Source organism: Dactylosporangium sp. NPDC051485, assembly GCF_040682015.1.
Lineage (GTDB): Bacteria > Actinomycetota > Actinomycetes > Mycobacteriales > Micromonosporaceae > Dactylosporangium.
Map to the genome: position 1 here is coordinate 1 of NZ_JBFAZW010000108.1, position 25,698 is coordinate 25,698.

Genomic DNA, 25,698 nt, shown 5'->3' on the forward strand with positions numbered 1-25,698 from the left:
TCCGCGCGCACCTCCCGAACCCGACCTCGCCCCAACAACAAACGCGGGCTGACCGGCGTCACCAATCAGCCCGCGTTTAGCACCAGTCACCTAGCGCGCCGGGGGCGTGACCGCGGCGACCATGGCCGAGCGCGGTGAGCGCTTGCCGAGCAGGTTCAGGGCATACACGGCATAGGTGTACTCGGTCGAGCCCTTCAGGCCCTTGAGCGTCACGTCGGGGCGGTTGGTCGTCGCGACCGGTGTCTCGGCCGCGCCGTTGACGGCGATCACCTGGTACGTCGTGCCGCCGATCCGGTCCGGGCGGCGCTGCCAGGCGAGTCGGACGCTGCTCGGGGTCACGTCCGTGACGGTCAACCCCTGCGGGGCGGCGCTTTTGGGGTCGACGACACCGGCCGTACTGTTGCGGAACACCGTCGCCTCTCGCGTGTCCGTGTCGAGGCCGTTGGGGCCGTTGATGAACCGCCGCCCCCAGGCCGTGCGGCTGTTGCCGTCGAAGTTGTTCACCAGGTCCAGGTAGCTGAACTGCTTGTCGTTGCCGCTCCAGGACCAGCCGAGGTAGCCGAGGTGCTGCGCCTGCGCGTCGGCCATGATGGCGTCCTCGTCCGGCTTGCCCCACTGGTGCTGGCTGGAGAACTCGCCGATGAGAATCGGCAGGTGGCGCTTGGTGAACGAGGTGAGATAGCTGTTGACCTTCGGCGCCGTGTTGAACATGCCATACATGTGAATGTCGAACGCGGTATTGCCGGTGGGGTCGGCGGCGACAACCCGCTCGGCGTTGTCGCGCATGATGAACGACTCGTCCTGACCCCAGCCTGGGCCGTCAACCAGCAGCGTGTGCCTGAAGCCGGCGGCGCGCAGCTGGCGGATCGCGTCGGCGGTCTGCTGCGCCCAGGGCCACGTGGTGCCGTTGGCGAACGGTTCGTCGGCAATGTTCACGAGGACGTTGTCCTCGTGGCCGACCATGGTGTCACGCAAACTGAGCCAGAACCGCACCGCTTCCGCCATCGGCGCCGCCTTCTTGTCCTGGCCGAAGCCGGCGGTGTCGTGGGCGTCGAAGATGCAGATCAGCCGGTTCTTCTGGCACAGGTCGACGACGGTTGCCACCTCCCGGGCCGGGGCCCGTCGCCACTGGTGGCCGATGCCGAGGGTGACCCGCACCGCGTTGGCGCCCGCCGCCTTGATGGCCGCGAACGAGCTGTTCTGGTCCGGGTACCACATGAAGTCGTGGTTGACGCCGCGCAGCACGAGGTCGCTGCCGTCGGCCTCGACGAGCCGGCCGTCGCGCACGTGGATGCCGATGTGCGGCTCGGCGGCGCGCGCCCGGCCCGGCGTCGAGAGCACGCCCAGGCCGGCCAGGAGCATGGCAACCGCCAGGGCAGTACGCAGCCGGTCCGGGCGCCTTGGGCGCGCCGGCAAGGCGTCGGCGCGCCGGGCGGACCTGAGCGAAACCTGGGCGTCGGTTCTCACGGATGGTGCGGCTACCCCGGGTCGGCCACCGCTACCCGCACCGCGGGGTGAACCGGTCCACCCTGACCCGACGTCATGGTCATCGTCAGCTCTTCGCCTGGCCCGTTCCGGGAAGCTTGGCGTAGGCCGCCAGGCTCACTCGGGAACCGATCGCCAGCTTCCGGAAGATCTGCCGCAGGTGGTAGTTCACCGTGTGTGCGGAAATGCCGAGCCGTCGTGCGATCTGCTGGTTGGTGAATGCCTGCCCGACCAGCCGCGCCACGGCGCGCTCCCGGTCGCTCAGCCGCTGCCAGCCGACCGGTGCGGGTGCGGCGGCTCGGTCGTCGTTCGCGACCCCGACGACCACCACCTCGCCGGCGCCGCTCAGGTCGTACAACACCACCGGCTGCAGCCCGGAAGCCCGCAGGCCGCGAAGTACCGCGTCCAGGTCCGGTCGCTCGCCGTCGGCCGTGACGAGATGTTCCATGTCGCCCCCCATGTAATCGAGTGCGGTCAGACGTTGCCGGAGCAGCTGGATCGGCACCGAGCGGTGCCTGGCGATTACTGGAACTTAGTGGAATCTAGTGGAAGCACGCAACGGTGCTTCTCTGTCCGTGAGGGGCTGCCGACCGGACAAAACGGACCAGACCGTCAGGATTTGCGGCGACAATCACGCCAGCCGGACAGGCCTTCACCGGCCGTCCGGCGGATTCATTCCGGGTGTGGAGCGGGTTCGATGCCAGGAGAACCGTGTTCGTCCCCCCGGCATGACGCTTCGTAGCCTCTTCGGTGCGCCAGCAGTGTCCGAAGTGGGGATTGCTGGAAATTACTGGAGAGCGGTACTGTCGCAACCATGGCCGGCAGCGTTGAGGAACTGGAGCGGCGGATCGATGCGCTGCACGCCGAGATCCGCCACGCAAGGGCAGTCGGCGACCGGCCTCGGGTCAGGATGCTGCGGGCAGAAGTGCGCGCGCTGGAAGACGCGTTGGATGACGCACTGGATGAGGCGCACGAGCCCGAACCGGCACCGGCGTCTACGCAACGGGAGAGCGGTTCCCTGCTACCGCTGCGCGAGCAGGTCCACAGCGCCCTGACTCTGCTCACCGTGCCGGCCGCGCCGCGACTGATCGCCCAGGTCTACAACGCCTGCTTCAGCGGGGACATGAACAGCGCCAAGCTCACCAGCCTCCGCCGCGACGAGGAGCGCTCGTTCCGCTCGTCGCCGTTCGCCCGGCCGTACTATCTCTGCGCCGCACTCACCGCTGACCGGCTCGCCGCGGTGCGTGGCCTGCTCGCGGTCTCGACCTGGCCGCTCGAGCGGCGCATCATCGGCGCGCTGAGCCCGCGGGTCGACTTCCTCTACGCCGCCGTCAGCATCGCCGAACACGTCGATCGGCTTCCCGAGATCGACCGCGCCACCACCCGCCTGCTGTGGCTGTTCGCGGAGAACATCCCCGGTGCTGCCGACGGCATCGGCTCGACCAGACCCGGCACCGTCATCCGCGCCGCACGCGCCGAACTGCAAGCGCACGAGCCGGCCGACCGGTCGCACCGCGAAGCGGCCGCCGCCCGGGCCCGCACCCAGCTCGACGACAAGAGGCGGCTCTTCGGCAGCCCTTTGGATGTGCCTGACCACGAGGACCGCAAGGCCGTGTAGCCCCACCGTTTCCCCCGCGAAGGAACACTTCCTGTGAACAGCACCGAATCGCGGCTCGATCAGCTGCGCGGCCCGGTGCCGCCCGTGCCGCACAACGCCCGCACGATCGCCGCGCTGACCACCAACCCCGGCTGCACCCGCCGTGCCGTCATGGACGCCGCGGGGGTCGACAAGCGCACGGTCGCCGCCCGGGTCGGTTTCCCACCGCCCTACGGGCAGTCGCCGTTCGCCATCACCCGCACCCGCGCGTTCGAGGCGCAGGTGAAGGCCAACGGCTGCGCCGAGCTGCTGCGCATGCTGCGGGAGGTGCTCGACCTGGCCATTCCCGAGGTGGCGTACCGCGACCTCGAGGAGGTCGCCGGCAACACGAGCCAGAACGTGCGCCACGCGTTGGCCCGGCAGGTGCTCGGCGCCGCCGTCAAGGGCACCGACGAGTTCGGCACGCTGTTCGACCACCCGCTGCTGCGCCTGCCGGTCGGCGGCCGGCAGGTGTTCCTCGAGCCGGACCTCATCGCGTTCCAGTTCCAGGGCGTCTTCCACATCATCGAGATCAAGTCGTTCGCGGTCATTGACGGCCAGGCCGACGGCGGCAAGGTCGCCGCGGCCGCGGTGCAGTCGGGTGTGTACGTCGTGGCGCTGCGCCAGCTGCTGAAGGAACTCGGTCTCGATCCGGAGCTGGTCTCGCACAACGTGGTGCTGGTCTGCCCGGAGAACTTCTCCAACCACGCGGTCGCCACGAAGCTCGACGTGCGCCGCCAGCTCACCGTGCTCAATCGGCAGCTCAACCGGATGACCCGCATCGACGAGCAGCTGGCGCCGCTGGACGACGACCTGACATTCGACCTGGCGCCGGACCGCGACGGCAAGCCCACGCGTCCGGCCGGTGAACTGTGCGCGGCGCTGGAGCACATCCCGGCCCGCTACTCTCCCGACTGCTTGTCCACGTGCGAGATGTCGTACTTCTGCCGCCGCGAGGCCCGCGGCACCACGCACGCGCTGGGTCATACCGTCAGCGAGGAGCTCGGCAGCGTCGAGTGGGTCGAGAGCGCGTTGGGCCTGGCCAGCGGCCTGCTGCCGCCAGCTCCAGAGCAGATCGAGGCCGCGGTGGTACTGCGGGCAGCCATGCGCCTGCGCAACGAGTGCTTCGGGATCCCGGCATGACGTCGCTGACCTCCATCGCGCGGGCGCTCGCGGTCCGCGACCATGCCGCCCAGCGCATCACCGCGGTCCGGCACACCCACGTCAGCCCCCGGCCGCTCGTGTTCATCCCGCTCACCCTCGCCGGTGAGGCCAACGCGCCACTCGCGGCGATGGTCGGCGACCGGCCGGACGCGCCGCGACTCTTCGTGGTGCCCCAGCCGCGCAACCGTGACCAGCGTTTCGCCTTCGCCGCGGAGCTCGGCCGCTTCGTCGTGACCTATGTGGACAGCTTCGCCCGACGCCAGGAGGAGGTGCCCGGAGGGCGGGGCCGCGAGAGCCGGCAGCGCTTCACCGACGCCCCGCAGCTGCTCGTACCGAACCCGGGCGGCATCGGCTTCGTGCGCCTCTTCGGCCGTTCGACCAGGCTGCGCCGCACGTACGGGGAATACGCCGTCGATCGGGTCGTGCCACTGTTCGGCCAGTGGCTCACGTTCTTCTCCGAACGGGCCGAGTACCCCGGATCGTCGATGCTGCTCGCCATGACCTCGGTGCTCGGCGCGCACTGGGCGACCGGGCAGAGCGCCGTCGAAGACGCCAACCTCGCCGCACTGCTGGCCTGGCTCGACCCGCCCGCCGGGCGGTCGCCGTTCGACGCCGCGCTCGACGCCGAGGACCCGGAGATCTGTCCGCCGGCCGGCCCGACGACCGACCCCACGTTCGACGCCGATCGACTGGCTCCGGCCATCGACCGGTATGCGCGCACCGATGGCAATCCGGTAGCCCGTCAGCAGGCGCTCTCCAGGCTGGAGGCGGTCCTCGCGACGCAGCTCGAGCCGACGTGGCGGCTCATGTGGAAGGGCGCCGAGCTACTCAACGGCCTCACGCCCGGGGCGAGTGTCGTGGACCGCTGGGCCCAGGACCGCGACGCGTACACCAGCTACGTCACCTACCTCAGCGACGGCAACGCGCTGCCGCAGGCCCGCCGGGACAACGCCGTTGCCGCCGCCCGCCGGCTCAGCCGACTGGAGCGGGCGCAGGCCGCGTACGACTCCCAGCGTGCCCTCGACGACCCGCTGGTCATGGCCGAGTATCGGCTCACCGGCGAGGCATTCGCCGGCACGGTCGTCCACGCCGAACCCGACCGCGTCGATGCTTCTGGCACCCGCCGCAGGCTCCGCCCGCACATCACGGTGCGGACGCAGGACCCGCTGCGGCTGGGCGTCGGCGTCTGCGTGCAATCGCCGGCCCGGACCGGGCAGAAGGCGGACATCGTTGCCGTGACGCTGGCCGAAGGTGGCCTGGACGTCCTGCTGGAACTCACCGGCGGCATGGGACGCTCCCTGACCCCGCCGCCGGGCAGCGTCCCCGCAGAGGGGGAGTGGATTACGTACAGCACGATCTCGGACGAATTCCAGCGAGCGGGGCAGTTCCCGGACGCGGACGACACCCCATGGACGCACGGCGGCCCGCCGGCGCCTCCCGCGCCCACCGAAGAGGATGCCGTGGAGGACTGGTCGTGACCACCGACGTGTTCCCCGCCGTCATGGCCAATCTGCAGCACGGTCCGGCGCGCGGCGTGGTCGTCGATTCCCCGCCGGGCGCCGGGAAGTCGACGCTGGTCGTACGGGCCGCGCGGCACCTCGCCGAGCTGGGCGAGCCGATCGCCATCGTGGCCCAGACCAACGAGCAGGTCGACGATCTCATCAACAACCTCGCCACGGCAGCGCCGGATCTGCCGATCGGCCGGCTCTCGGCCCAGAACTACGTGCCGGTGGCGCGGATCTCCGGGCACCGCAACGTCACCGTCGATACGGCTATGGCCGGGCTGGCCGGGGCACGGGTCATCGTCGGCACGGCGGCGAAGTGGGGCATGCTGACGGACGGCTCGTGGGCGTGGGCAATCGTCGACGAGGCGTACCAGATGCGTTCCGACGCGCTGCTGCGCATCGCCGGCCGGTTCGAAAGGACGCTGTTCGTCGGCGATCCGGGTCAGCTGGACCCGTTCTCGACGGTGGAGACGGAGCGTTGGGCGGGCTTGTCCTGGGACCCGCAGCTGAGCGCGGTGGCCGTTCTCCTGCGACACAACGAGAACGTTCCGGTGCACCGGTTGCCGGTGTCGTGGCGGCTGCCTGCTACGGCTGCGCCGGTAGTTTCGGAGGCCTTCTACCCGTTCACGGGCTTCACTTCCGGCACCGGCCTCGGCGACCGCTCGTTGACCTTCCAGACGCACGCGTTCGGCGCGTCTCCCCTCGACGCATCGCTCGCGAACGCGGCCCGCTCCGGCTGGGCGCTGCACGAGTTGCCGGCACGGCACAGCATGCGCACGGACGCCGAAGTCGCGAAGGCCTGCGCGGACGCGGCATTACGCATCATGGCACGCGGCGCCGTGGCGAGGTCGGAAAAGTTCCCCGACGGCGCCGCGGTGACGGCGGGGCGCATCGCGATCGGCACCGCTCATCGCGACCAGGCCGCAGCGGTCCGTCAGCACTTGCCAGCAGACTCCGGTATCACGGTTGATACGGCGAACCGCCTGCAGGGCCGCGAGTACGACGTAACCGTGGTGTGGCACCCGCTCTCCGGCCGGCGGGACGCGACGGCGTTCCACCTGGAGGCGGGCCGGCTGTGCGTGCTGACGTCGAGGCACCGCCACGCCTGCATCGTGGTAGCGCGCGCCGGCATCTCGGCCCTCCTGGACGCACACCCGTCCACGGGCCGGATGTACCTCAACGAGGTAGTGAAGTTCCCGGACGGCTGGGAGGCCAACCAAGCGGTGATGTCCCATCTCGAACAGCACCGGGTGGTCGCGGCATGAGCATCATCGACGCCGTCGACGACGCTCCCACAACGATCCGAGACCGCGCGCTGGCCCTGGCCGACTACCTGTTGACGGTTCGAGCGCAGATAGAGGAGCCGGCCAGCAGAGCGACTCGGGTGCCTTGCGCGTTGTGTACGACAAGGCGGTCGAGGCTGTCATGATCCTCGACCGTACGCGGAGAGGCTGACCGACCGCAGCCGGCTCTTCGCCCGAGTCACTGCGGGACCTCGTCCGACATGCTCGGCCACATTCGCGAGTGCCTCACTGACGGCGTCGGTCAGGCCGTGCCCACCCGCGTTGTCCAGTGTGACGCGCCCGCCGACGGTGAAGCCCTCGTCGCCGAGCGCTACGCCGGCCGGCTCACCGCTGCCTACGCCGGCCGCACTTTCACCGTTGGTTCGGCACTCGCCGATTGAAGCGCGGTTTGAGCGCTATGACCAATGTTTCCTTGACGCTCTCCGGGTTGTCCGTCTCGTACCAGCGGACCGTGCGCTGTCCCAGCCAGGCCGCGATCTCGACGGCGGAGGCGGCATGCTCTGGCGTATCCAGGAGCTGGCCGACCTGGTCGTGCAGCACCGACGAGCCCCGGTTGCCGGTCAAGTGCTGCCGGAGCCGGCGCCGCAATTCGCCCGTCGACCCTACGTAGACGACCACATCGCCGTCGAGCACCACATGGCCGCCGGCCGAGCTGGGTGCGATTGTGGCGACTTCCGAGGTGTACGGCTGAACGTCGGAGAAGCCGGCAAGCAGATCGTCGTACGACACGTCAGGCATCCGCCAACGGTAACGGCATCGCGCTTGCCAGCCGGACTGTCGGCCCAGCAAACACCCAGGGCGCGCCGTCCCCGTTCAAGTGGCACCGCTCTCGGCCCAAGGTAAGCGCGTCGGTGTTGCCGTCGCCCAGCTCGGCGCGAATTTCTTGCGAGTCGCGGAACTCGGTCATGAGTCCTCCCTTCGCTCTCCGGCCCAGTACTGGTTCAGCCGCGTGATGGCCTCGTTCTTCGTCATTCGCGCCACGTCCGGTTTGGTGAGGCGCGTTGGTCGGTCCAGACGAGTGGCTTCGCCGACCGTACCGGTGGCAGTTCGACGTGGGTGGCGTGGCCGTCATTGGGCCGCCCGCAGCCGCGTCCCACACTCGTACCGCCACAGCTCATGTCGGGTGATCGTCGTCCATCCGGACACTAGGCATCACTGACTGTGGATTGATCTATCGTCGCCGATCAACCGGTCTGCGCCCCTTGAAGCGTTGGTCCATCCCCGTTTCAGCGATGACGGGCTCGAATCGGTCAGGTACCCTACGGGGCGTCTCCCGCCCGTTACCGGAGGTGTCCATGACGCTCGTGCCACGGTTTCGCCCCGGAGCCTCGCGACGTCCATTTGTCGATCGTGAAAATGCCATCGGGGCATTTGACGAGATGCTCGTCGGCCGGGATTCCGCTGCCCGGGTGCTCAACGTGACCGGCGTCGGCGGCATCGGCAAGTCGCGGCTGCTGGCGGAGCTGCGCAAGCGCGTGCCGGAGGGCTGGCCAACGGCACTGCTCGACCTGCAGGTGCCGGCACAGCGCGAGCAGCAGGATGCGCTGGCGGTCCTTCGCGAGCAGTTCGGTCAGCAACAGGTTAAATTTCATCGCTTCGATATCGCGTACGCGGTCCTCTGGCAGCGGCTGCATCCAAAGTTGAGCCTGAACAAAGAGGGTTCGCGGATTGTGGAGAACAGCGAGGTCCTCGCCTCTCTGCTGGACAACGCCACCGGGCTGCCGGTGTTCGGCACCGCCGCACGGCTGCTCGATGCCGGCGCCCGCAGCGTGCGTCGCTGGCACCATATCCGCGCCAACGAAACGCTCCAGGAGTTGGACAACCTACAACTGCCCCAGTTGATGGACGCGGTGACCTTCCTCTTCGCCGCCGACATAAAAGAGACGGCCGAACGGACGCCTCTGCTGTTCGTCGATGCCTACGAGGCGCTGGTCGGCGGCGCAGCGCGGGCTGGGCGTACCGCATCGATGGATGCGTGGTTGCGCGACCTGATCGCCCAATTCGACACCGGATTGGTAGTGGTAGCCAGCCGGGAGGCCGTGAACTGGCACAACTACGACCGGGCGTGGGCCGACCTCATCCGCACTCTGCCCGTCGAAGGACTGCCGATGGAGGCGCGCCTGCAACTGCTGCGGGCCATGGGCGTCACCGACTCGGACCTGGCGAAGTCCATCGCAATGGGCAGCGCCGGCCTGCCGTTCTACCTCCATCTGGCGCACGACACTGGCACCGCGACCGGTTCGGTGGTGTCTCCGGAAGCCATTCTTGAACGCTTCCTGCAGCATGTGGACCCTAATGATGTGCGCACCATCGAGCTGCTCAGCGCTACGCGGATCTTCGATCCCGAGATCTTTCAGGCTGTCACCACCGCGTATGGTCTACCGTCGCACAACCTGGCCTGGGAGTCGCTCACCAGCTACTCGTTCGTACAGCCGGCCGGCGTGGTGGGGCTGCGTCTGCACCTGCTCATGGCGACCACAATTTGCCAACGACTGAGCTCGGAAAGCCTACGGGCGTTGCATCGGCTGCTGCACACGGTCTGGCGCGGTCGGGCCGCTGCCGCCGGTGATCCGGCAGCAGCGGCGGTTGCCCTGCGCGAGGCCGCCTTCCACGGCATTCGCGGCGGTGATCTGGAGCCGGTGACGCTCCTGGGCTACATCGACCGCGTCCGCAGCGCGGCGGCCGCAACAGGCGTCGACGGCATGGTCGCCGACTTGGAGGAGTTCCTCGCCGAGCAGCCGTCTCCGCAACTGCAGTACCTGGCCACCTACCTGCACGTCGATGCGCTGCTGATGCGCGGCGACTCGCAGGGCGCCTTGGAACTGACCGTCGATGTGCCGGTGGAGCCGCCCAGCGACGAGGTACGGGCCAGACTGGCAGTGGCCGCGGGACATGCCAGACGAATACTCGGTCAGACCGCGGATGCCCTGCGCCGCTACGAGGTCGTGTGGCAGGAGTACGACGGACCGACCCGGCTGGACGCCGGCCTGTGGGCGGCCGATCTACATATGGCGCAGGGCCGGTTTGTGCGGGCGATCGAGGCCGCCGAGGAGATCGACCGGCTGCTGCCTACCGACCGGCACGAGGGCCGGGGTGACCTGTGGCGACTGGTGCACCTTGGGTATCGATTCATGTACGACTATGAGGCCTCAAGGGAGTACCTCGAGCGAGCCCGCGAACGCTACCTGGCCGGCGGCAGCGTGGTGGGTCTGGCCGACATTCAGACCAATACCGCCGAACTGCTCGCGCTGACCGATCCGACGGCCGCCGTCCAGGCGGCCCACGAGGCGATCGATCGGCAACGCGAGATCGGCGCGAACCACGAGCTGGGCAAGGCGTACAGCGCGCTCGGACTCGCCCACACAGTGCTTGGCGAGTTGGACGCCGCGGAGTATGCGCTGACGGAGGCGATCGCCGCGTTCGAGCGTGCGGCCTACCGCTCCGGCCGGGCACGCGCCGAGCTGTACCGCGCTGGATGGCTGGTGCGGAGCCAGCGGCTGGACGAGGCGATGGCCGCGGTGCGATGGGCGGTTTCGGAATTCGAGGACGCCGAGGTGTACCCAACTATGGCAATCGTCGGCGCACGGCTGGCGGAGCGGATCGGCCGGCCCGAGCCTGCTCTGGCGGCCGCCGCCGAGAAGGCCCGGCGACTGTTGCAGTTGCCGCCGGGCGTGGCCGATCTCGACCGGCGAATCGGTGATGTGCTAAGCCGCCTCCTCGCAGACGGTCTGTCCGAGCGTTACCAGGCCGCACTTGAGCACACCGAGCGAGCGGCAGGCTTCTACAACCACAACGTCCGTGTCGGCGAGGACCTGGTGCGGATCCCGATGCCGGACACGGCCACGATGGATCTCACCGTCTGGCCGGAGTACCTCATTCTCGCTGCTGTCGGGCGGCACCTGTCCTCCGTGCCCCGGTTGCGGGCGGCGAGCGTGGATCCGCGCTTCCAGATCCACGAATACATCGAGGGTGATGTTGTGGACACCATCGCGCCGCGCGGCGTGCGGGTGCCCGACGGAACGATCGAGCAGGTCGCGGACTTCTTCGCCGCGCTCGCGCGGGTACCCGTTGCCGAGCTACCGCCGACTCCCGGCGGCTGGCCGGCAGATGGCGACTGTCGCGGCTTCGCCAGTCGGCTGTCCGCGGTGACGGCCGCTGTGCACCGGCGATACAGCCCCGAGCACGGCGGGATGTGGCAGCGGCTCGGCTTCCCCGAGGAGCCGCTGGCATCGATCGACTGGTCCGCCATGACCTCACGTCCTTTCCAGCTTGTACACGCCGACGTGCACCGCAAGAACATGATCCGGACGAGTGCTGGCAAGCTGGTGATCATCGACTGGGAGCTAGCGCTGTGGGGTGACCCTGTCTATGACCTCGCCTCCCACCTGCACAAGATGGGTTACCAGCCGGGCGAAGAAGAGCTGATCCGGGGCGCCTGGTTCGCGCGCCAGCCACCAGAGGTACGGCGCGGCTGGGAGGACGATCTCTGGCGCTACCTGCGGCACGAGCGGGTGAAGTCGGCGGTCGTCGACTCGGTGCGCTACAGCGAGATCCTGCGCGATCCCACGACCTCCCCGGAGCGGGCCAGGGCGCTGATCGACAACTTCACCATGAAGGTCGCCCGGGCGCGCGAGGTGTGGGGCGACAGCCGCCCCGCTGACCCCGCCGAGATAAGTGCAGCGCTGCGCGGCAGTTGATGACGCCATCGAGGACTGGCCGCCGGGATCGGGACGCCGGAGCCGTTACGTACTCTTCCGCACCACTGGAACGGTTTTCTGACGTCGAACTCGACAGCGACACCGGTGCGTAGTGGTGCCGTGGCCGTGGGTATGTTCCCCGCTTGGGAACGTCGTGATGAGTTCGATTGCGGTCGCCGCCGGGCCGTCGCAGGTCCGGCAGACGGACTCGCGCATCTCGTCGATCGGATGGCCGCCGGGCTTGGGGCCGCGCTGGAGGAAGGTGGCGAGGTCTTACTTGGCGGCGATCTCGGTCATGCGGCACTCCCTGGTGATGTCGGCGCAACGGAGCCTAGCAACGGGGTACGACAATCCTGACGGCAGTGCCACCCAACAGGACAACTGTCCATAGTGGATCCTGGCGCGTTCCGTGTGTGCTCCGCCGTTCCCGGACCCCGCCCGGCCACCCTGGACGCATCCGACGAGACAAGACGAAAATCAGGACAAGCTGGCACGAATTGGCGCTGACAATACTCTCGAAATCGGGTATTACTCGCCTCCGAAACGGAGGGTCTGTCGCAGTACATCAGCTGGTCGATGGCAGCGGCTGTGGCCTGCGGTGTGAGCGGGTCGGTGCAGTCGGTCTGGGGGCCAGGTTGAAGACTGACCCCCGTTGCTGACGCCAAGCGGGACGACCGGGCTGACGGCAAGGCGTGGCCGTCGATGCTGGTTTGACGAGACGGCGATGGCCATTGTGGTCTCCGTTTCTGATCATGAAAGCTCGTCCGGCGGCTCGATTCGGCGGACAGTCACCTATCCAAGTTTGTGAGCGCAGGCGAACACCCTCTCTGGTCACAGCCGCTCACCCGCCGGCCTGTCTCCCGCTGTACGGTCGCCGCCCGGCCGTGTCGAGCAGCGTCGAGGAGATCCTTGAAGTGCGGTCGAGCAGCCGAGTAGCTGTCGAAATGCGCGGCGATGGACATGCGCCCTCCAACCGTTCCCCGTCCGGCATGCGACCCCCGCGTACGTACGTTAAGTACGAGACGTACTTCCCTTCTGTGACGCAACAGTGAGATGGAGGGCCTGTTCCTGCCGACAGAGCTCCGCGCTCATGTCGGCGTCTCGCTGGTGGTGCTCGTGATGAGGCCGGCGCGCTCGAGGCGGTCCAGCAGGCTCGGCTTGCGGGCGTGTTGCAGATGCAGCTGGTGCATCCGCTCACGGAACGCCTTGCGCTGGCCGTCGCGTTCGCCGAGTGCCTGTAGGTCGGCCAGCAGTGCGACCGCCGCGTCGTACTCCTTGGGCTTCTTGGTCGCGATCAGCTCCGCCACCTGCTGCCAGGCCCGCTCAGGGGCGGCGGCCAGTGCGTCGAGGCGCTGCTCGCGGGCAGCAGCGGCCGCCGCCTCCCGGCGCGCCTGTTCGGCCGCCTCACGCTCTTCGGCCTGCCGCTGCCGGCCTGCCCAGCGCGTCTGCGCGCCGGCCAGCAACTCGCCCACCGTCCGACCGCCAACCACGGCCTCCGTCGCCGCACCTCCGCCGTACCGGCGCAGCAGTTCGGAGCGAAGATGCGCGCCGTCGCCGCGTAGCAGCCGCACGATGACCTCGTCCTTGTCCGCCATCGGCAGCCGCTGCACCCACTTGGTCAGCGCTGCCGCCGAAGGCGCCTTCGGGGTCAGGGGTGCGCTGGCCTGGGCCGCCATGTCGAGCAGATCCTCGTCCACGCGCAGGAAGTCGGCGAGGCTGCGCAGCGGCCCGGAAAGCTCGGCCAGGCCGGGCGGGACGGGCGGTTCCAAATCGTCCTCGTCCAGCTCCTGGTCCTGCACGCACAACAGCCACGCCAGGTAGAGCAGCCGGTTGTCGCCGGCGGCCAGTTCCGCCCGGACCGGTACGATCGAGGCCAGTGCGGCTTCGTCGTCCCACCACTCTTCGTCACCGTCCTCGTCCCTGCTGTACAGGTCGAGGATCACGTGCTCGTCCGTGGCCCACGAGGAAGCCGAGTGACCCACGCAGTACGTCGCCGCAAGATTCGGATCCAGCAGCTGTACCGGAAGCCGCAGCGCGATCCGGTGAGTACCCCAGTTTGCCAGGTAGAGGTGGGCGTCGAAGTAGCGTTCCATCCACTTGCGCGGATCGGCCTTCAGGTCACCCCACTGGTAGTCGTTGACGAAGCTCGACGCGCTGATCCGGCCCCGCGTCGACACCGCCCGCAGCTCGCCCTGCTCGGCCGCCGTCAACGGCCGGTCGATCGCCACGAACTCGTAGTACTGGTACTCGCTCACGCGTCATCCACCCCAGTACCGGCCTCATCGGTGTAGCGCCGGTTCAGCGAACTCATCGCGGAAGACTAGCCCGACCATCGACAGACGCCCGATCGGCATACCGCGCCGGGGCCGTCAGGTTACGGTCGCCGGCGCCGTGGCAGCAGTGCGGCCAGATTGCCGGCGACGAGCAGCGCGAGCAGCGTGAGCAGCAGCCAGAAGCCGGTGCCGGTCCCCACGAAGTCGCGCGCGTCCTTCCCGGCGGGCACCGCGCTCTGCTCCCTGATCCGGTCGGCGATCCTGTTCACCACCAGTGCCTGGCCGGCGACCATCGACAGTCCGGCCAGCGCACCCAGGCCTGCCATGAGCGCGCGGCGGCGCCGCTGCCGGGTCAGCGTCAACGCCGTGACCAGTGCCGCGCCGAGCACGAGCAGCGCGGCCGCGTAGAGCGGCTGCGGTTCGATTCGGTCTTCCCGCCACTCGTCGGCCGGGCGCCGCTGGTCGGGCTGTACGTCCGGCCTGCCGCCCAGCGCGAGGTCGAGTCCGTTGTACTCGGTCGTCCCGCCCGGCTTGGCGTGTCCGTAGCCGTTCGGCAGTTCGCAGGAGACGGTGGCGAACGGCAGCACAAAACACAGCAGCGCCAGCACCAGCGTCACCGGGCTGAGCCACCGCTGGCGAATGGACGTCCGCCTCGCGGCCGACCCGCTGGGCGCCGTCGCCACCCGCTCGCTCGACACCGCCGCCACCGCGGCCCGCGCGTGTACAGCACCCTCGGCGACCACCGTCTCCGGCCGTTCGGCCACGCTCGGCGCCACCCCGAGGCGGGCGTGCAACAGCCGGCCGAGCAACGGCATCCGGCTGCCGCCGCCGACCAGGAAGACGCCGGCCAGCCCATGCGGAGCCAGCCCCGCCGTCGCCACCATCTGGGCGGCGACCTCGGCGACCGGGGCCAGCAGCGGCGTCGCCGCAACCTCCAGTTCCTCGCGGGTCAGGTGCAGGTCGGTCGGATACCCGGGCACGTGCACCGGCGCGACGCTGAGCCGGGACAGGCTCTCTTTCGCGGCGCGTACCTCCTGCCACAGCACGAGCCGGTCGCGCCGCTCCGCATTGGTCACCGGTGCCGCAAGGCGCCGCCACGCCTCCGGGTCGTCGCCGGACACCAGCCGGCCGAGGATGCCGACCAGCGCCGCGTCGACGTCCAGGCCGCCGACGTCGAGGCCCTGCTGCGCGATCACGGACAGCGCCGCATCGGGCGCCGCGGTCCCCACACCGATCGCCGCCGCGGCGCGGACCAGCGCCACGTCCGCCGTACCCGCACCAACGTCGACGACGAGCAGCGCACCATCCGGCGGGAGCCCATCACGCAGTACCGCGGCGTAGTAGACGGCGGCCGCGATCGGCTCGCTGATCAGCGTCACCGCACCGAGACCTGCCCGCACGGCAGCCGCGGCGAGCACCGCGCGCCGGGACGCGGCCCAACTGCTGGGGACGGTCAGCACCGCCGGGCCGGGCGGGCCGACCCGGTTGACCCGCTCAGCGACCTCCAGCAGCACCGCGGCCAACGCGTCGGACACGGCAACCGCGTGAGAACCCAGCAGGACCGTGCCGTCGTCGATCCGCCGTTTCGGGTTCGGCTCGAATGCCGCCGGGTCGGCGCGCGCCAGCCGTTCCGCATCGCTGCCGACGACCAGCGTGCCGTCCGCGCCGGCATAGACGGCCGACGGAAGCTGCTCCCGGCCGTCGAACAGCAGCGGGCGGACCTGGCCGTCCGCCCCGCGCAGGACAGCGACCGTGTTGGAGGTACCGAGGTCGATGGCGAACGGGTACACGAACGCAACGTACGCCGGCCCGCCGCCGATGCCTACAGGGCGGCGCGGCCGCCATGATTACCGCGTCGGCGGCGGAGGCGGCGGCCTGATCTCGCCGGACGGCACGTCGTGGCCCAGCGGGCTGGAGGCGCCGCGGCCAGCGGCGACGGCCGATGGTCACGTGGCCAAGTGATGCTACTGCGTCATTCGCGCGAGCGGCGATCAACGCCTGCGGTGTCGGCGCATTCAGCATCCGGAGCCGGCCATCGTCGCCCGACTCCGGCGCGCCACGACTGGGACCCCATCACTACGCCCTGCTCGGCGCCGCTACCGCGGCGAGCCCTTCGGGTTCGATACCCTGCTTGCCGGCAGGCCGCGTTGCCCTTCGGGTGCTAATCGGCCAAACGGCGAGCAATGGGGCCGTTACGGCTGTTCGATTCCCAGTAGTGGATCCGTACCGTCGGGCAGACCCATCCCGTCTGAGCATGGTCGCGGAGGTGCTTCATGGCGTCCGCGCTGTCCTGGCTGGACAGTTCCCGGGCTGATCAGCAACGGATGCGTGAGCTGCTCAACCTCTTCAGCAACACCGAGAGCCGCGACGAGCTTGGCGTCGGCCAGGTGCGCGACGCGTTCAGCGACGTACTCTTCCCGGGCATTTCGACGTTGCATACGCGCGCCCGATACCTGCTCATCGTCCCCTGGTGCTTCCAGGATGCCCAGGGCCGCCGGCTCCGCGGCAACGCGTCGGCCGCTCGAGTCTCCCGCAACGAGCGCACCGTCATCTCGGCGCTCATTCGGGCGGGCCGGCCCGAGGGGATGATCGGCCGCCGCACGGGGGTGAAGGTCCGGACGCTGCCCTCGACCATCTACGCAACGGCGCTTACGACCTTCGGCATCCGCGCCGGCGAGGACTCCGCGACCTGGTCGGCGACGGAGACGGAAGAACTCGCGGAACTGCGGGCCGGCATGTGGCACCCGACGCTGCCCGACCCGCCTGCCGGCTTCCCGAACGAGCTGGACGGCGAGCTTACGCTGGGCCCAGATGAGGCCCGCTGGCTACGCGAACGCATGCTGGCGACGGTGCCCAACACATTGCTGGCGCATTTGCTGACGCCGCAACGCCGACCGGCGCTCGAAGCGGACTATCCGTGGAACGACCTGGTGACGGCCGAGGCCCCGCCGGAGGTCAGAAGAGCGATAGAGCATGCCGCCCGCTTTTCGCTCGCCATCCACGGAGCCGCGCTCCTGTACAACCTGCTGGTCGCCGAGCGGTACGAGCAGGCCGGGCTGACCGAGCAAGCGTCGCCAGTTGACCGATACCGCGCGGCACTCACCGACTGGGCCGGTCAGCTCGCCGGCCTGAGTGAGTGGAACCGGGCCGACATGTGGAGCCAGGTCATCTACATCAACCCGCGCATCGCGGCCAACCTCACTGCGCGCCGGTTCATCGACCTATGGCTCGACGCGGTAGCGAACGGCGGGACACGCGAGGTCTGGAAAGAGCAAACGCTGCGTACGTTGATCGGCGAGCGCGAACGGTCGGTCAAGAAGAGCCAGTCGCGACTGACGAATGAAAAGCTCCTGCGCAACTGGAGCGGAAAATCCGGGAGTAGCCGGCTGGTGTACCGCTGGCCGCAGGCAAAAGACATGCTCAACGACATCCACAACGGCTGTGCCGCCGAGTTGGAGGCCGACCTTGCTGGCGCCTGATACTCGTACGCTGCTGCTCGACGCCCTGCGTCCGCTGCCCGGCTCGCAACTCGCCCGAGCCGTCGCGCTGACGTTCACGCTCGATCTCGAGAGCTTGTTGGTCGCGCCGCTCGCGTTTGCCGCGCACAGTCTTCGCGAGTCGATGGACCCCGTCGTCATCATGGAAAGTGTCCGCCGGTGCGCCGATCGCATCGACGTTTTCTGTCAGTCGGGGCAGGTTGCGGTACCCCCGGGAGAATCCGCGCTGCTTGCATTCCTCGAACCGATGGTGCACACGGTCAAGAAGCCGAGGCCGGGTCGGCTTTTCCACCCCAAACTCTGGGTGCTGCGATTTCTGGACGACGTCACCGGCGAGGTATCACTCCGACTGCTGGTCCTGAGCCGAAACCTCACTAAAGACCGCAGCTGGGACGTGTGCCTGCGCCTGGACGCCGTGCGCGGTTCACGACCGACCGCCGACAACAAGCCGCTGGCTGACCTGCTCAGGCACACCCTAAAGCTGACCGTCGCCCCGATGCCGCCGTCGCGGCTGGAGGCCATCGAAACGCTCATCGAGGATCTGCGCCGAGCGGAGTGGACCGCACCGGATGGCGTTCGCGAGGTGCGTTTTCATCCTTTAGGTGTACCGGGAAATCGGCCCCCAACATTCGAAGGCGCTCGGCACCTCGTCATCTCGCCGTTCTGTACCGAGGACGGGCTGTTGCTGTGCGCACCGGGCGATCGCCGGATCGTGGTCGGGCGCCAGGAGGAACTCGACCGGCTGCCCGACGAAACGCTCGAGCGCGCGGAGTGCTTCGTCGTCAGCGAACTGGCCGGCCTGCCCGACGACGAGGCCTCGAACGGGTTGGAGATCCTCAGCGGTCTGCACGCCAAGGTGTACGCGGTCGAGCAGGGCGCTGAAGCACGGCTCTTCATCGGCTCCGCGAACGCCACCAACGCGGCGTTCGGCGGCAACGTCGAGGTGCTTGTCGAGCTCGTTGGCAAGCGCGCGGACCTCGGTATCGACGCGATGGTCGGGCCGAAGGCGGACCTGCGTGAGGTACTTGAGCCGTATGAGCGCGGCGAGCCGGTGGAGTTCGACGACGATGCCGAGCTGCTGATCGACCTCGTACGCGACATCGCCGAGGTGCCGCTGGTCGCCACGGTACAGGCGGATGCGGAGCGGTACACCATACATTTGACGTCGGAAGATGCGCTCCCGACCGCGGAGGGCGTGCGGCTCACCGCGGAGCTGCACACCCGCCGCGCCGAGGCGGCCACGCTGGTCGCCGGGCAGCCGGTCAGGGCCACGTTCACAGGTCTGGCGCTGACCGACATCACGCCATTCGTGATTATCACGGCCGAACAGCGTGGCGTCCGCGAACGCACGATCGTGCTCGCGACGCTCATGGGTGACCCCGCCGATCGGCTCGACCACGTGCTCGCGGAGCAGATCGACACCTTCGAGAAGTTCCAGCGGTTCCTGCTGCTCATGCTCGGGCTCGGTGCCGAAGCCGCCGCCGTGCCGCCGGTCGAGGGCGAGGGCGGCGGCTCAGCCAACTGGCGCGCTGAGTACAACGGAATCTTCGAACTCCTGCTCAACGCGCTCGCCGAGCACCCCGAACGGCTCGACGACCTCGCGAACCTGATTGCCCGGATCGAGGCCCGCGGCGCCAAGCTGTGGCCAGACGAATTCAGCAAGCTCTGGGCACTCGTAGAGCAGGCACGGCAGGACGAGCTCGAGGTGGCGCGCGCATGAAGCGGTATGACGCGCAGGACGTGATCGCGGGCCTTAAGGATTTCCAGTGCGCGACGGTCGACCACGTCATCGAGCGGTACTTCGGTGCCGATCCCACCCGACGGTTCCTGGTCGCCGACGAGACCGGCCTCGGCAAGAGCGTGGTCGCGCGCGGAGTCGTCGCCAAAACGCTCGAACGGCTGCAGGACGACCCGAGCGTGAAGCGGGTCGACGTGGTGTACGTCTGCTCGAACCAGGACGTCGCCGCGCAGAACATCGCACGGCTGCGGGTAACTGCGGACGAGGCCGTCACGCTCTCGACTCGCCTGACGCTGCTGGCCAAGGAAGTCGCGAAGCTCAAGCAGGGCAAGCCGACGCATGGCAAGCCGATCAACCTGGTGGCATTCACACCCGGTACCTCGTTTGACCAGGGTGGGCGCACCGGGGCGAAGGAGGAACGCGCGCTGATCTTCCTCCTGCTCGAGCAGGAGGGAGGTTGGGATGGATGGCGGACCCGCTCGGCAATTCGCGCGTTGCAGGGCACCGTCGGCTCGCCGGAACGGTTCGAGCAGCAATGCCGGCAGCTCCAAAACGCCTTGGATGGGCAGTTGGACCGAACGATTGCGAGGCAGTTCATCCGCCTTGCTAAGAAGGAGGGTCTGCTCAAAGAGTTCAACGCGCTGCTCGACGAGATCGGCCGCCGCCCGGCTCTTCCGGACGCATTGCGCGAGCGCTCCCGCCGGATCATCGGCGACCTCCGGGCCACGCTCGCCCGCGCCGGCGTCGACGCGCTCGAGCCCGACCTGATCATCCTCGACGAGTTCCAGCGTTTTCGGGAGCTCCTTGATCCGAATAGCGGACCGGCGGCCGATCTGGCGAATTCCCTGTTCGACTATGGGGACGCGCGGGTGCTGCTGCTGTCGGCGACGCCGTACAAACCCTTTACCTATGCCGAGGAACGCGCCGCCGGCGAAGATCACTATGCCGACTTCCGGCAGATTCTGGGGTTCCTCAATCCGGACGAGCAGTGGCACACCGAGGTTGCGAAGGCGTTCGAGGCGCACCGCGACGCGCTCGTGCGCGCGGAACCGAGCGACGCGATCCGGGCGGATCTGCGGGAGCTGCTGCTGCGGGTGATGTGCCGTACCGAACGACCGGCGTTGAAACAGGCCGAGATGCTTCTCGAGAATGTCGTGACCGTCCAGGACCTCGCCGCCGAGGACATGTGCAGCTACGCTGCAATGCGACGGATCGCAAAGGCCGTCGAAGCGCCGATGACTATCGAGTACTGGAAGTCCGCCCCGTACTTCTTGAACTTCCTCGACGGCTACCAGATCGGCGAGAAGGTCCGCGCCGCGCTCAAGGGCCGGAATGCGGCCGAGGTCCGCCCGCTCCTGGCGAGCACGCAGCTGCTCGACGCCGACGCCGTCACCCACCGGCGGGCCATCGACCTCGGTAACGCCCGGCTTCGCCACCTCGCCGCCGACACCCTCGATCGGGGCTGGTGGCAGCTGCTGTGGTTGCCGCCCTCGATGCCGTACTCGACACTCGGCGAGCCGTTCGCCAGCGCCGCCGCGCACGGCATCACAAAGCGACTGTTGTTCTCCTCGTGGAACGCGACACCGACGGCCGTGGCCGGGCTGCTGAGCTACGAGGCCGAGCGGCGCATCGAAGGCACCCGAGGACCGGGCACCGAGCCGCAGCGCCGCCGGTCCCGGCTCGACTATCGCCTCGACGGGGAGCGCGCCGCTTCGATGAGCACGCTCGCGTTGTTTTGGCCGCACCCCGAACTCGCCAAGGCTTGCGATCCGCTCGCGATCGCTCGGCAGCGGCCAACCGAGACCTTGCCTCTGGAGGCCGTCGAGGAAGAGGTACGCGAGCGACTGCGTCGCAATGCTCCGGCCGAATTCAGCGACCCGCGCCACATTGGCGAGGTCCAGCCATGGCACGCGGTGTTCCGGTGGCCGGGCGCGCGAGCCGGATTCGAGGAGTTCTCCATCGAGGACGTTGCCGGAGCCATCGCCGATTCGCACAACGAGGACGGCACCCCGGCCGGCCTGGATCGTCACGTCAGTCAGGCGTACGAGGTCATTGCGGCGGTCGAGCATCCGGTAGCCCAAGACGTCGCCGCGGTCATCGATGACCTGACGGCTATCGGGCTTCACGGTCCTGGCAACATCGCCTGGCGAGCGATCGCCCGGATCCTCACGCCGGACTGCACCGTGACGCCTGACGGCCATTGGGGAGTCGCCGCATACATTGCCGACGGTCTGCGGTCGCTGTTCAACCGGACCGATTCGGCGCAGCTACTCGATCATTTGCAGCCTGGCACCGTGTACTGGCGAGCCATCCTGCGCTACTGCGCCGCGGGCGGCCTCCAAGCGGTGCTGGACGAACACCTGCACGTGTTGCGCAGCGCGAGCCCTGACCTGCCGCTGGACAACGAGTCCCTTTACGCCCTGGCCGACCAGTTGTACGACGCCATCACCATCCAGCCGGTCACGTACCGAGCCTTCGACCCACACCAGCCGGACAAGCCGATCGGTCTGCCCGGTCGGTTCGCACTGCGCTATGGCGGGCGAGGCGAGGATCAGGCGCAGGTCGAGCGGAAGGTAGCCGTCCGGCAGGCGTTCAACAGCCCGTTCTGGCCGTTCGTCGTGGCCACCACCAGCGCTGGCCAGGAAGGCATCGACTTCCACCAGTGGTGCTCGGCCGTCGTGCACTGGAACACCCCGCCCAACCCGGTCGACTTCGAACAGCGCGAGGGCCGCGTGCACCGTTTCGGCGGACACGCCGTGCGCCGCAACGTTGCCGAACACAATCGAGCAGCCGCGCTGTCCTCCGGCGAGCGGGACGTGTGGAAGGCCGCCTACGACGCGGCTCGCACGGGTTCCGGGGCACTTGGCGATTTCGCTCCCTATTGGGTGTACAGCGGAGAAGCCATGATCGAACGGCATGTTCTGCTGTATCCGCTGAGCCGCGACATGGCCAAACTCGAGCGCTTGAAGGCCGACTTGGCGCATTACCGGCTGGCGTTCGGTCAGCCACGCCAGGAGGACCTGGTGGCGCTGCTACGCCGCACGGCGAAGGAAGGCACGCCGCCGCCCGACCCGCTCGATCTCCGCCCTTCCGGAAGGGGGCGCTGATGGCTCAGGATGCGTCGCTACTCATCCAGCTCATCAACCGGCCGACCCTCGGACAACGTTGCCGACGACATCATCGACCTAGTGCTCGGGGCGTACGTCGGTGACGAAGCGCTCCACGGCGTGCTCGAGGGCCGGCCCCGTCGATCTGCCCGATCGGCGGCCCGGCCGCGCAGCCGCAGCCGGGGGTCTGCGGCTGCAGCCTAACGCGGGCCTCACGCTCGTCGTCGGGCGCGACGGTTCCGGAACGTTGAGCTACGCCGAGGCCGTTGAGCTCGCGCTCAACTCCGTGCTGGGCTGGGGCCGCGGGAAGCCCCGCTGACCCCAGACCTGCACGGCGACGGCACGACCGCCGAGCTCGGCCGTGCCGTCGCCGAACGCGAACGCTAGTACTGCACGAGCAGGTACTGCGACGTCTGGTCGGTCGTGCTGCCATCGGCGCGGCGTCCGGTGACGACCAGGTTGTGCGAGCCGGCCTCCGAAGGCGTCCACGCCACCGTGGCGTGGCCGTTCACCGCCACGACGTTCTTCGTGTCGCCGTAGTCGAACTGGTAGTCGAACGACACGACCCCGTCGGTGCCGGCCGTGAACTCGAACGTCCCCTCGACCCCGGCGCCACCGCCCCACACGTAGGGCGCGTACTGCGCCGAGACCACCTTCGTCGCGGTACCGACAAGGAAGCGGTATTCGGTCACCGGCGAGAGCTCGCCGCCGGGCAGCACCTGCTGAACGTACAGCGTATTCAGCCCGTTGTGCGTCGGCGTGATCGCGGTGTACGTCGTCGTGGTCTCCGGCGTCGGCGGCACGGCGACGACCGGCCCGTCCTCGAGGTGGTATCGGAACTCCACGATGTCCGGGACCAACTGCGAGTAGAAGCCCACGTTGCCCGGGATGCCGATGCCGCCCGTCGGGTTGTACTCGTTCCACGCGCCGTAGACGGTGACCTTGTCGTCCTTGGCGATGATGTACTGCCGACGCTGCTCCGACTCCGTCCCGTCGGCGGCGACGCTACGGACCAGGACATTGTCCAGTCCCGGCGAGAGCGGCGTGTACGTCACCGTCGCCGTGCCGTCCGCGCCCACGGGCACGGTGAGGTCCTCGGCGCCGTACGGCAGCGTGTAGCGGAACTGCGTCGCGCCGGGCAGCGCGGCCCGGAACGTGACCGTCACCGGGTGGTTGATGATCACGTCGCCGGCCGGCGTCCAGGTGACGACCGGACCGGAGAAGACCTGGAAGGTGTACCGCGTCTGCGGCGATCGGCTCCCGTCGGCCCGCACGGCCTGCGCGATGACCGTGGTGTCCCCGGCGTGCGCCGGCGTCACGTCGATGTAGGCATAGGCGTTGCCGTTGCTGGAGATCGAGGTCTCCGGCCCGCCGTCGAAGCGGTAGACGAACCCGGTCAGGTCCGGCAACTGGCTGTCGAACTCGATCCGCTGCGGGATCCCGACGCCGTCGCGCCGCGGCGAGTCCGTCTGTCCCCACGCGTAGACGTGCGGCCGCACCGGGATGATCGAGAAGTAGTACTGCGCCTGCTGCGAGACGGTGCCGTCGGCCGACACGGAGCTCACCAGCAGGTTGATGAACCCGGGCGTATCGGCGGTGTACGGCAGCACGGCACTGCCGTCCGCACCGGCGTCGACCCGCCCGCTGCGGCCGCCGATGACGTACTGGTAGGCCACCACCCCGGACCGGCGCGGCTTGAACGTGAACGAGCCGGCCACGCCCTCGACCTGGTCGGCGTACACGTCGAACTCCGCCGACTGCACCACCGGCTCGTCGCTGACGAAGATCGACAGCTTGCTCTGCCCGATCATCTTCGTGCCCTTGTAGGCCCGCAGCGCGATGTCGACGTACCCGGTCTGGGTGAACGTGATCGGCCCGCTCGCCTTGCTGTCGGTCACCGGCAGCTTGACCTCGGCCGCCCCCGGCAGCTGGTACGACATCACGGTCGTCTCGCTCGCCGGCGCGGTCAGGTTGATCGTGCTCGGCAGCCCGACCCCGGCCACGTCGACGGACCCGTACGGCGAGGTGTTGCGCACGAAGAACCGGTAGTTCTTTTCCGGCCCGCGGTTCCCGGCCGCGTCGACGGCGGCCACGTACAGCGACGCCATCCCGGACCTGTCCGGCGTGTACTCAAGCACGCCCCCGCCGGACCGGTTCGCCTTCACGACCCCGGTGTTCCCGACGATGTCCCGCCAGGAGAACGCGGCCACGTCGGGGTCCCCACCGGCGTCGAACCGGAACCGGCCGGCCACCCCGGGCCCGCCCGACGGCACATTACCGGCCGGGTACTGCTTCGAGGCGACCCCCGGCTCATGCGCGGGCGCCGTCTTGTCCACGGTGAGGTAGCAGGTCTTGGCCCACGGCCCGTAGTCGGTGTAGTCGTAACCCCGCGCACTCCAGGCGACCAGGGTCCCGTCGGCGTACCCGCTGAGGTCGGTGGACGCCTGGAACACCCCACCGCCGTAGGTCCCCCCGCTGAACTCCCGCCGCTGCTCCGGATGATCGGAATCCCAGACGGCGAAGATCGCGGTCTTGGGATCGTTGACATCCGCATCGGTGACCTTCGCAGCGAAGGTCGGATACGACCCCGCGGCCGGGTGCTTGGCAGCGGTACCGCAGGCGCCGTCCGGATACTGCAGCTTGAGCTCGGACGCGACCGCCAGGTGGTTGCCGCTCACCCCGATCCGCGGCTGCTGCACCGACCGCCCGAGCCGCTGATCGCCCTCAGCGGCCGCCGCGACGCGCAGCTCAACGGTGAGCGCCTTGTCCCCGCGAGCGACGGCGACCCCGATCGCCTCGGTGAGATCGAACCCGAACCCACCCGGGCAGGACCAACTCCCGGCCCCGAGCGATGCTTGCCCGATCCGCTCAATCTCCTGCGGCGCCCGATTCCACGCCGTGTTGTCCTTGACCGCCGACGTCCGCCAGAGTTCGACGGGGTGCGGCGGCGCCACAGTCGGTGACGTTGGTCTCGTTCGAGTACAGGCTCGCCAGGTGGACGGCCTGGCCCTTCAACCCGGTAAGGTCGAAGGTGAAGTACGACCGCCGTGTGTGCGTCTTCCCGGTGGCGTCGAGCGTCGTGCCGATCGGCAGGTCCCCGGCCTGGTTGACGAAGCTGGTCGACGGGCTGCGCGAGTCGGTCCAAGCCCACTTGGTGGGGCTGAGGCTGACCGGCTCGGCCTGAGCGTGCACGGGCTGTGCGGTGGCCGCCACGACCACGAGCGCGGCGCCGGCGGACAGCAGAATGCTGCGTACGCGTGCCATATGGGTGGTTCCTCCCCGGTTCCCGGGC

At 68.9% G+C, this 25,698-nt stretch carries 16 protein-coding genes; 8 read left to right on the top strand and 8 right to left on the bottom strand.

Annotation, left to right across the window (positions count from 1 at the left end; genetic code table 11):
• Window positions 1-90: 90 nt before the first annotated feature.
• The gene (locus AB0M46_RS41270; RefSeq protein WP_363345344.1) at window positions 91-1,362 is read right to left on the bottom strand and encodes a cellulase family glycosylhydrolase; all 1,272 of its coding nucleotides are present in this window, start codon (window positions 1,360-1,362) and stop codon (window positions 91-93) included.
• A 190-nt stretch (window positions 1,363-1,552) separates the two neighbouring features.
• Window positions 1,553-1,990 carry a LuxR C-terminal-related transcriptional regulator gene (locus tag AB0M46_RS41275; protein WP_363345345.1) on the bottom strand — a complete coding sequence of 146 codons (438 nt, stop codon included), beginning with the start codon at window positions 1,988-1,990 and terminating at the stop codon, window positions 1,553-1,555.
• Window positions 1,991-2,299: 309 nt separating this feature from the next.
• Here AB0M46_RS41275 and AB0M46_RS41280 point away from each other — a divergent pair, with 309 nt between their 5' ends.
• Genes AB0M46_RS41280 through AB0M46_RS41295 form a run of 4 tightly spaced genes read left to right on the top strand, consistent with a single transcriptional unit; the run spans window position 2,300 to window position 7,055 of the window.
• Complete coding sequence (locus AB0M46_RS41280; protein WP_363345346.1) at window positions 2,300-3,103, top strand: hypothetical protein; 804 nt, start codon at window positions 2,300-2,302, stop codon at window positions 3,101-3,103.
• A gap of 33 nt (window positions 3,104-3,136) precedes the next feature.
• Window positions 3,137-4,264 (top strand): hypothetical protein, encoded by a 1,128-nt coding sequence (locus tag AB0M46_RS41285; RefSeq protein ID WP_363345347.1) that lies wholly within the window; start codon window positions 3,137-3,139, stop codon window positions 4,262-4,264.
• Window positions 4,261-5,763 carry a hypothetical protein gene (locus AB0M46_RS41290; protein ID WP_363345348.1) on the top strand — a complete coding sequence of 501 codons (1,503 nt, stop codon included), beginning with the start codon at window positions 4,261-4,263 and terminating at the stop codon, window positions 5,761-5,763. The genes AB0M46_RS41285 and AB0M46_RS41290 overlap by 4 nt, the downstream gene beginning before the upstream one ends.
• A gap of 23 nt (window positions 5,764-5,786) precedes the next feature.
• Complete coding sequence (locus AB0M46_RS41295) at window positions 5,787-7,055, top strand: AAA family ATPase (RefSeq protein ID WP_363345367.1); 1,269 nt, start codon at window positions 5,787-5,789, stop codon at window positions 7,053-7,055.
• A 390-nt stretch (window positions 7,056-7,445) separates the two neighbouring features.
• Here the strand turns inward: AB0M46_RS41295 and AB0M46_RS41300 are convergent, their stop codons facing one another.
• Window positions 7,446-7,832, bottom strand: coding sequence for a GIY-YIG nuclease family protein (locus AB0M46_RS41300; RefSeq protein WP_363345349.1), 387 nt, complete (start codon window positions 7,830-7,832; stop codon window positions 7,446-7,448).
• On the bottom strand, window positions 7,825-8,001 hold the full coding sequence (locus tag AB0M46_RS41305; protein ID WP_363345350.1) for a hypothetical protein: 177 nt from the start codon (window positions 7,999-8,001) through the stop codon (window positions 7,825-7,827). The genes AB0M46_RS41300 and AB0M46_RS41305 overlap by 8 nt, the downstream gene beginning before the upstream one ends.
• Before the next feature lie 388 nt (window positions 8,002-8,389).
• On the opposite strand from AB0M46_RS41305, the gene AB0M46_RS41310 reads away from it, so the two are divergent.
• On the top strand, window positions 8,390-11,791 hold the full coding sequence (locus AB0M46_RS41310; protein WP_363345351.1) for a phosphotransferase: 3,402 nt from the start codon (window positions 8,390-8,392) through the stop codon (window positions 11,789-11,791).
• A 1,088-nt stretch (window positions 11,792-12,879) separates the two neighbouring features.
• On the opposite strand, the gene AB0M46_RS41315 is transcribed toward AB0M46_RS41310, so the two are convergent.
• Together AB0M46_RS41315 and AB0M46_RS41320 are read right to left on the bottom strand one after the other, a co-directional pair.
• Window positions 12,880-14,046, bottom strand: coding sequence for a hypothetical protein (locus AB0M46_RS41315; protein WP_363345352.1), 1,167 nt, complete (start codon window positions 14,044-14,046; stop codon window positions 12,880-12,882).
• Between the two features lie 119 nt (window positions 14,047-14,165).
• Window positions 14,166-15,854, bottom strand: a complete 1,689-nt coding sequence (locus tag AB0M46_RS41320; RefSeq protein ID WP_363345353.1) for an Hsp70 family protein — start codon at window positions 15,852-15,854, stop codon at window positions 14,166-14,168.
• Between the two features lie 483 nt (window positions 15,855-16,337).
• On the opposite strand from AB0M46_RS41320, the gene AB0M46_RS41325 reads away from it, so the two are divergent.
• Genes AB0M46_RS41325 through AB0M46_RS41335 form a run of 3 tightly spaced genes read left to right on the top strand, consistent with a single transcriptional unit; the run spans window position 16,338 to window position 22,406 of the window.
• Window positions 16,338-17,543: a DUF6361 family protein gene (locus AB0M46_RS41325; protein ID WP_363345354.1), complete on the top strand. Its 1,206-nt coding sequence runs from the start codon at window positions 16,338-16,340 to the stop codon at window positions 17,541-17,543.
• Window positions 17,530-19,281 carry a phospholipase D family protein gene (locus AB0M46_RS41330; protein WP_363345355.1) on the top strand — a complete coding sequence of 584 codons (1,752 nt, stop codon included), beginning with the start codon at window positions 17,530-17,532 and terminating at the stop codon, window positions 19,279-19,281. Before AB0M46_RS41325 ends, AB0M46_RS41330 begins: the two co-directional genes overlap by 14 nt.
• Complete coding sequence (locus tag AB0M46_RS41335; RefSeq protein WP_363345356.1) at window positions 19,278-22,406, top strand: helicase-related protein; 3,129 nt, start codon at window positions 19,278-19,280, stop codon at window positions 22,404-22,406. The genes AB0M46_RS41330 and AB0M46_RS41335 overlap by 4 nt, the downstream gene beginning before the upstream one ends.
• 383 nt (window positions 22,407-22,789) lie before the next feature.
• Here AB0M46_RS41335 and AB0M46_RS41340 read toward each other — a convergent pair whose 3' ends face one another.
• Window positions 22,790-25,360, bottom strand: coding sequence for a hypothetical protein (locus AB0M46_RS41340; RefSeq protein WP_363345357.1), 2,571 nt, complete (start codon window positions 25,358-25,360; stop codon window positions 22,790-22,792).
• Window positions 25,275-25,670, bottom strand: coding sequence for a hypothetical protein (locus tag AB0M46_RS41345; RefSeq protein ID WP_363345358.1), 396 nt, complete (start codon window positions 25,668-25,670; stop codon window positions 25,275-25,277). The genes AB0M46_RS41340 and AB0M46_RS41345 overlap by 86 nt, the downstream gene beginning before the upstream one ends.
• Window positions 25,671-25,698: the final 28 nt, after the last annotated feature.

Bases quoted from the DNA above. Each gene is read 5' to 3' on its own strand.
- AB0M46_RS41280 (WP_363345346.1), top strand. From the start codon at position 2,300: ATGGCCGGCAGCGTTGAGGAACTGGAGCGGCGGATCGATGCGCTGCAC.
- AB0M46_RS41345 (WP_363345358.1), bottom strand. From the start codon at position 25,670: ATGGCACGCGTACGCAGCATTCTGCTGTCCGCCGGCGCCGCGCTCGTG.
- AB0M46_RS41305 (WP_363345350.1), bottom strand. From the start codon at position 8,001: ATGACCGAGTTCCGCGACTCGCAAGAAATTCGCGCCGAGCTGGGCGAC.
- AB0M46_RS41310 (WP_363345351.1), top strand. From the start codon at position 8,390: ATGACGCTCGTGCCACGGTTTCGCCCCGGAGCCTCGCGACGTCCATTT.
- AB0M46_RS41300 (WP_363345349.1), bottom strand. From the start codon at position 7,832: ATGCCTGACGTGTCGTACGACGATCTGCTTGCCGGCTTCTCCGACGTT.
- AB0M46_RS41290 (WP_363345348.1), top strand. From the start codon at position 4,261: ATGACGTCGCTGACCTCCATCGCGCGGGCGCTCGCGGTCCGCGACCAT.
- AB0M46_RS41335 (WP_363345356.1), top strand. From the start codon at position 19,278: ATGAAGCGGTATGACGCGCAGGACGTGATCGCGGGCCTTAAGGATTTC.
- AB0M46_RS41270 (WP_363345344.1), bottom strand. From the start codon at position 1,362: ATGCTCCTGGCCGGCCTGGGCGTGCTCTCGACGCCGGGCCGGGCGCGC.
- AB0M46_RS41295 (WP_363345367.1), top strand. From the start codon at position 5,787: ATGGCCAATCTGCAGCACGGTCCGGCGCGCGGCGTGGTCGTCGATTCC.
- AB0M46_RS41325 (WP_363345354.1), top strand. From the start codon at position 16,338: ATGGCGTCCGCGCTGTCCTGGCTGGACAGTTCCCGGGCTGATCAGCAA.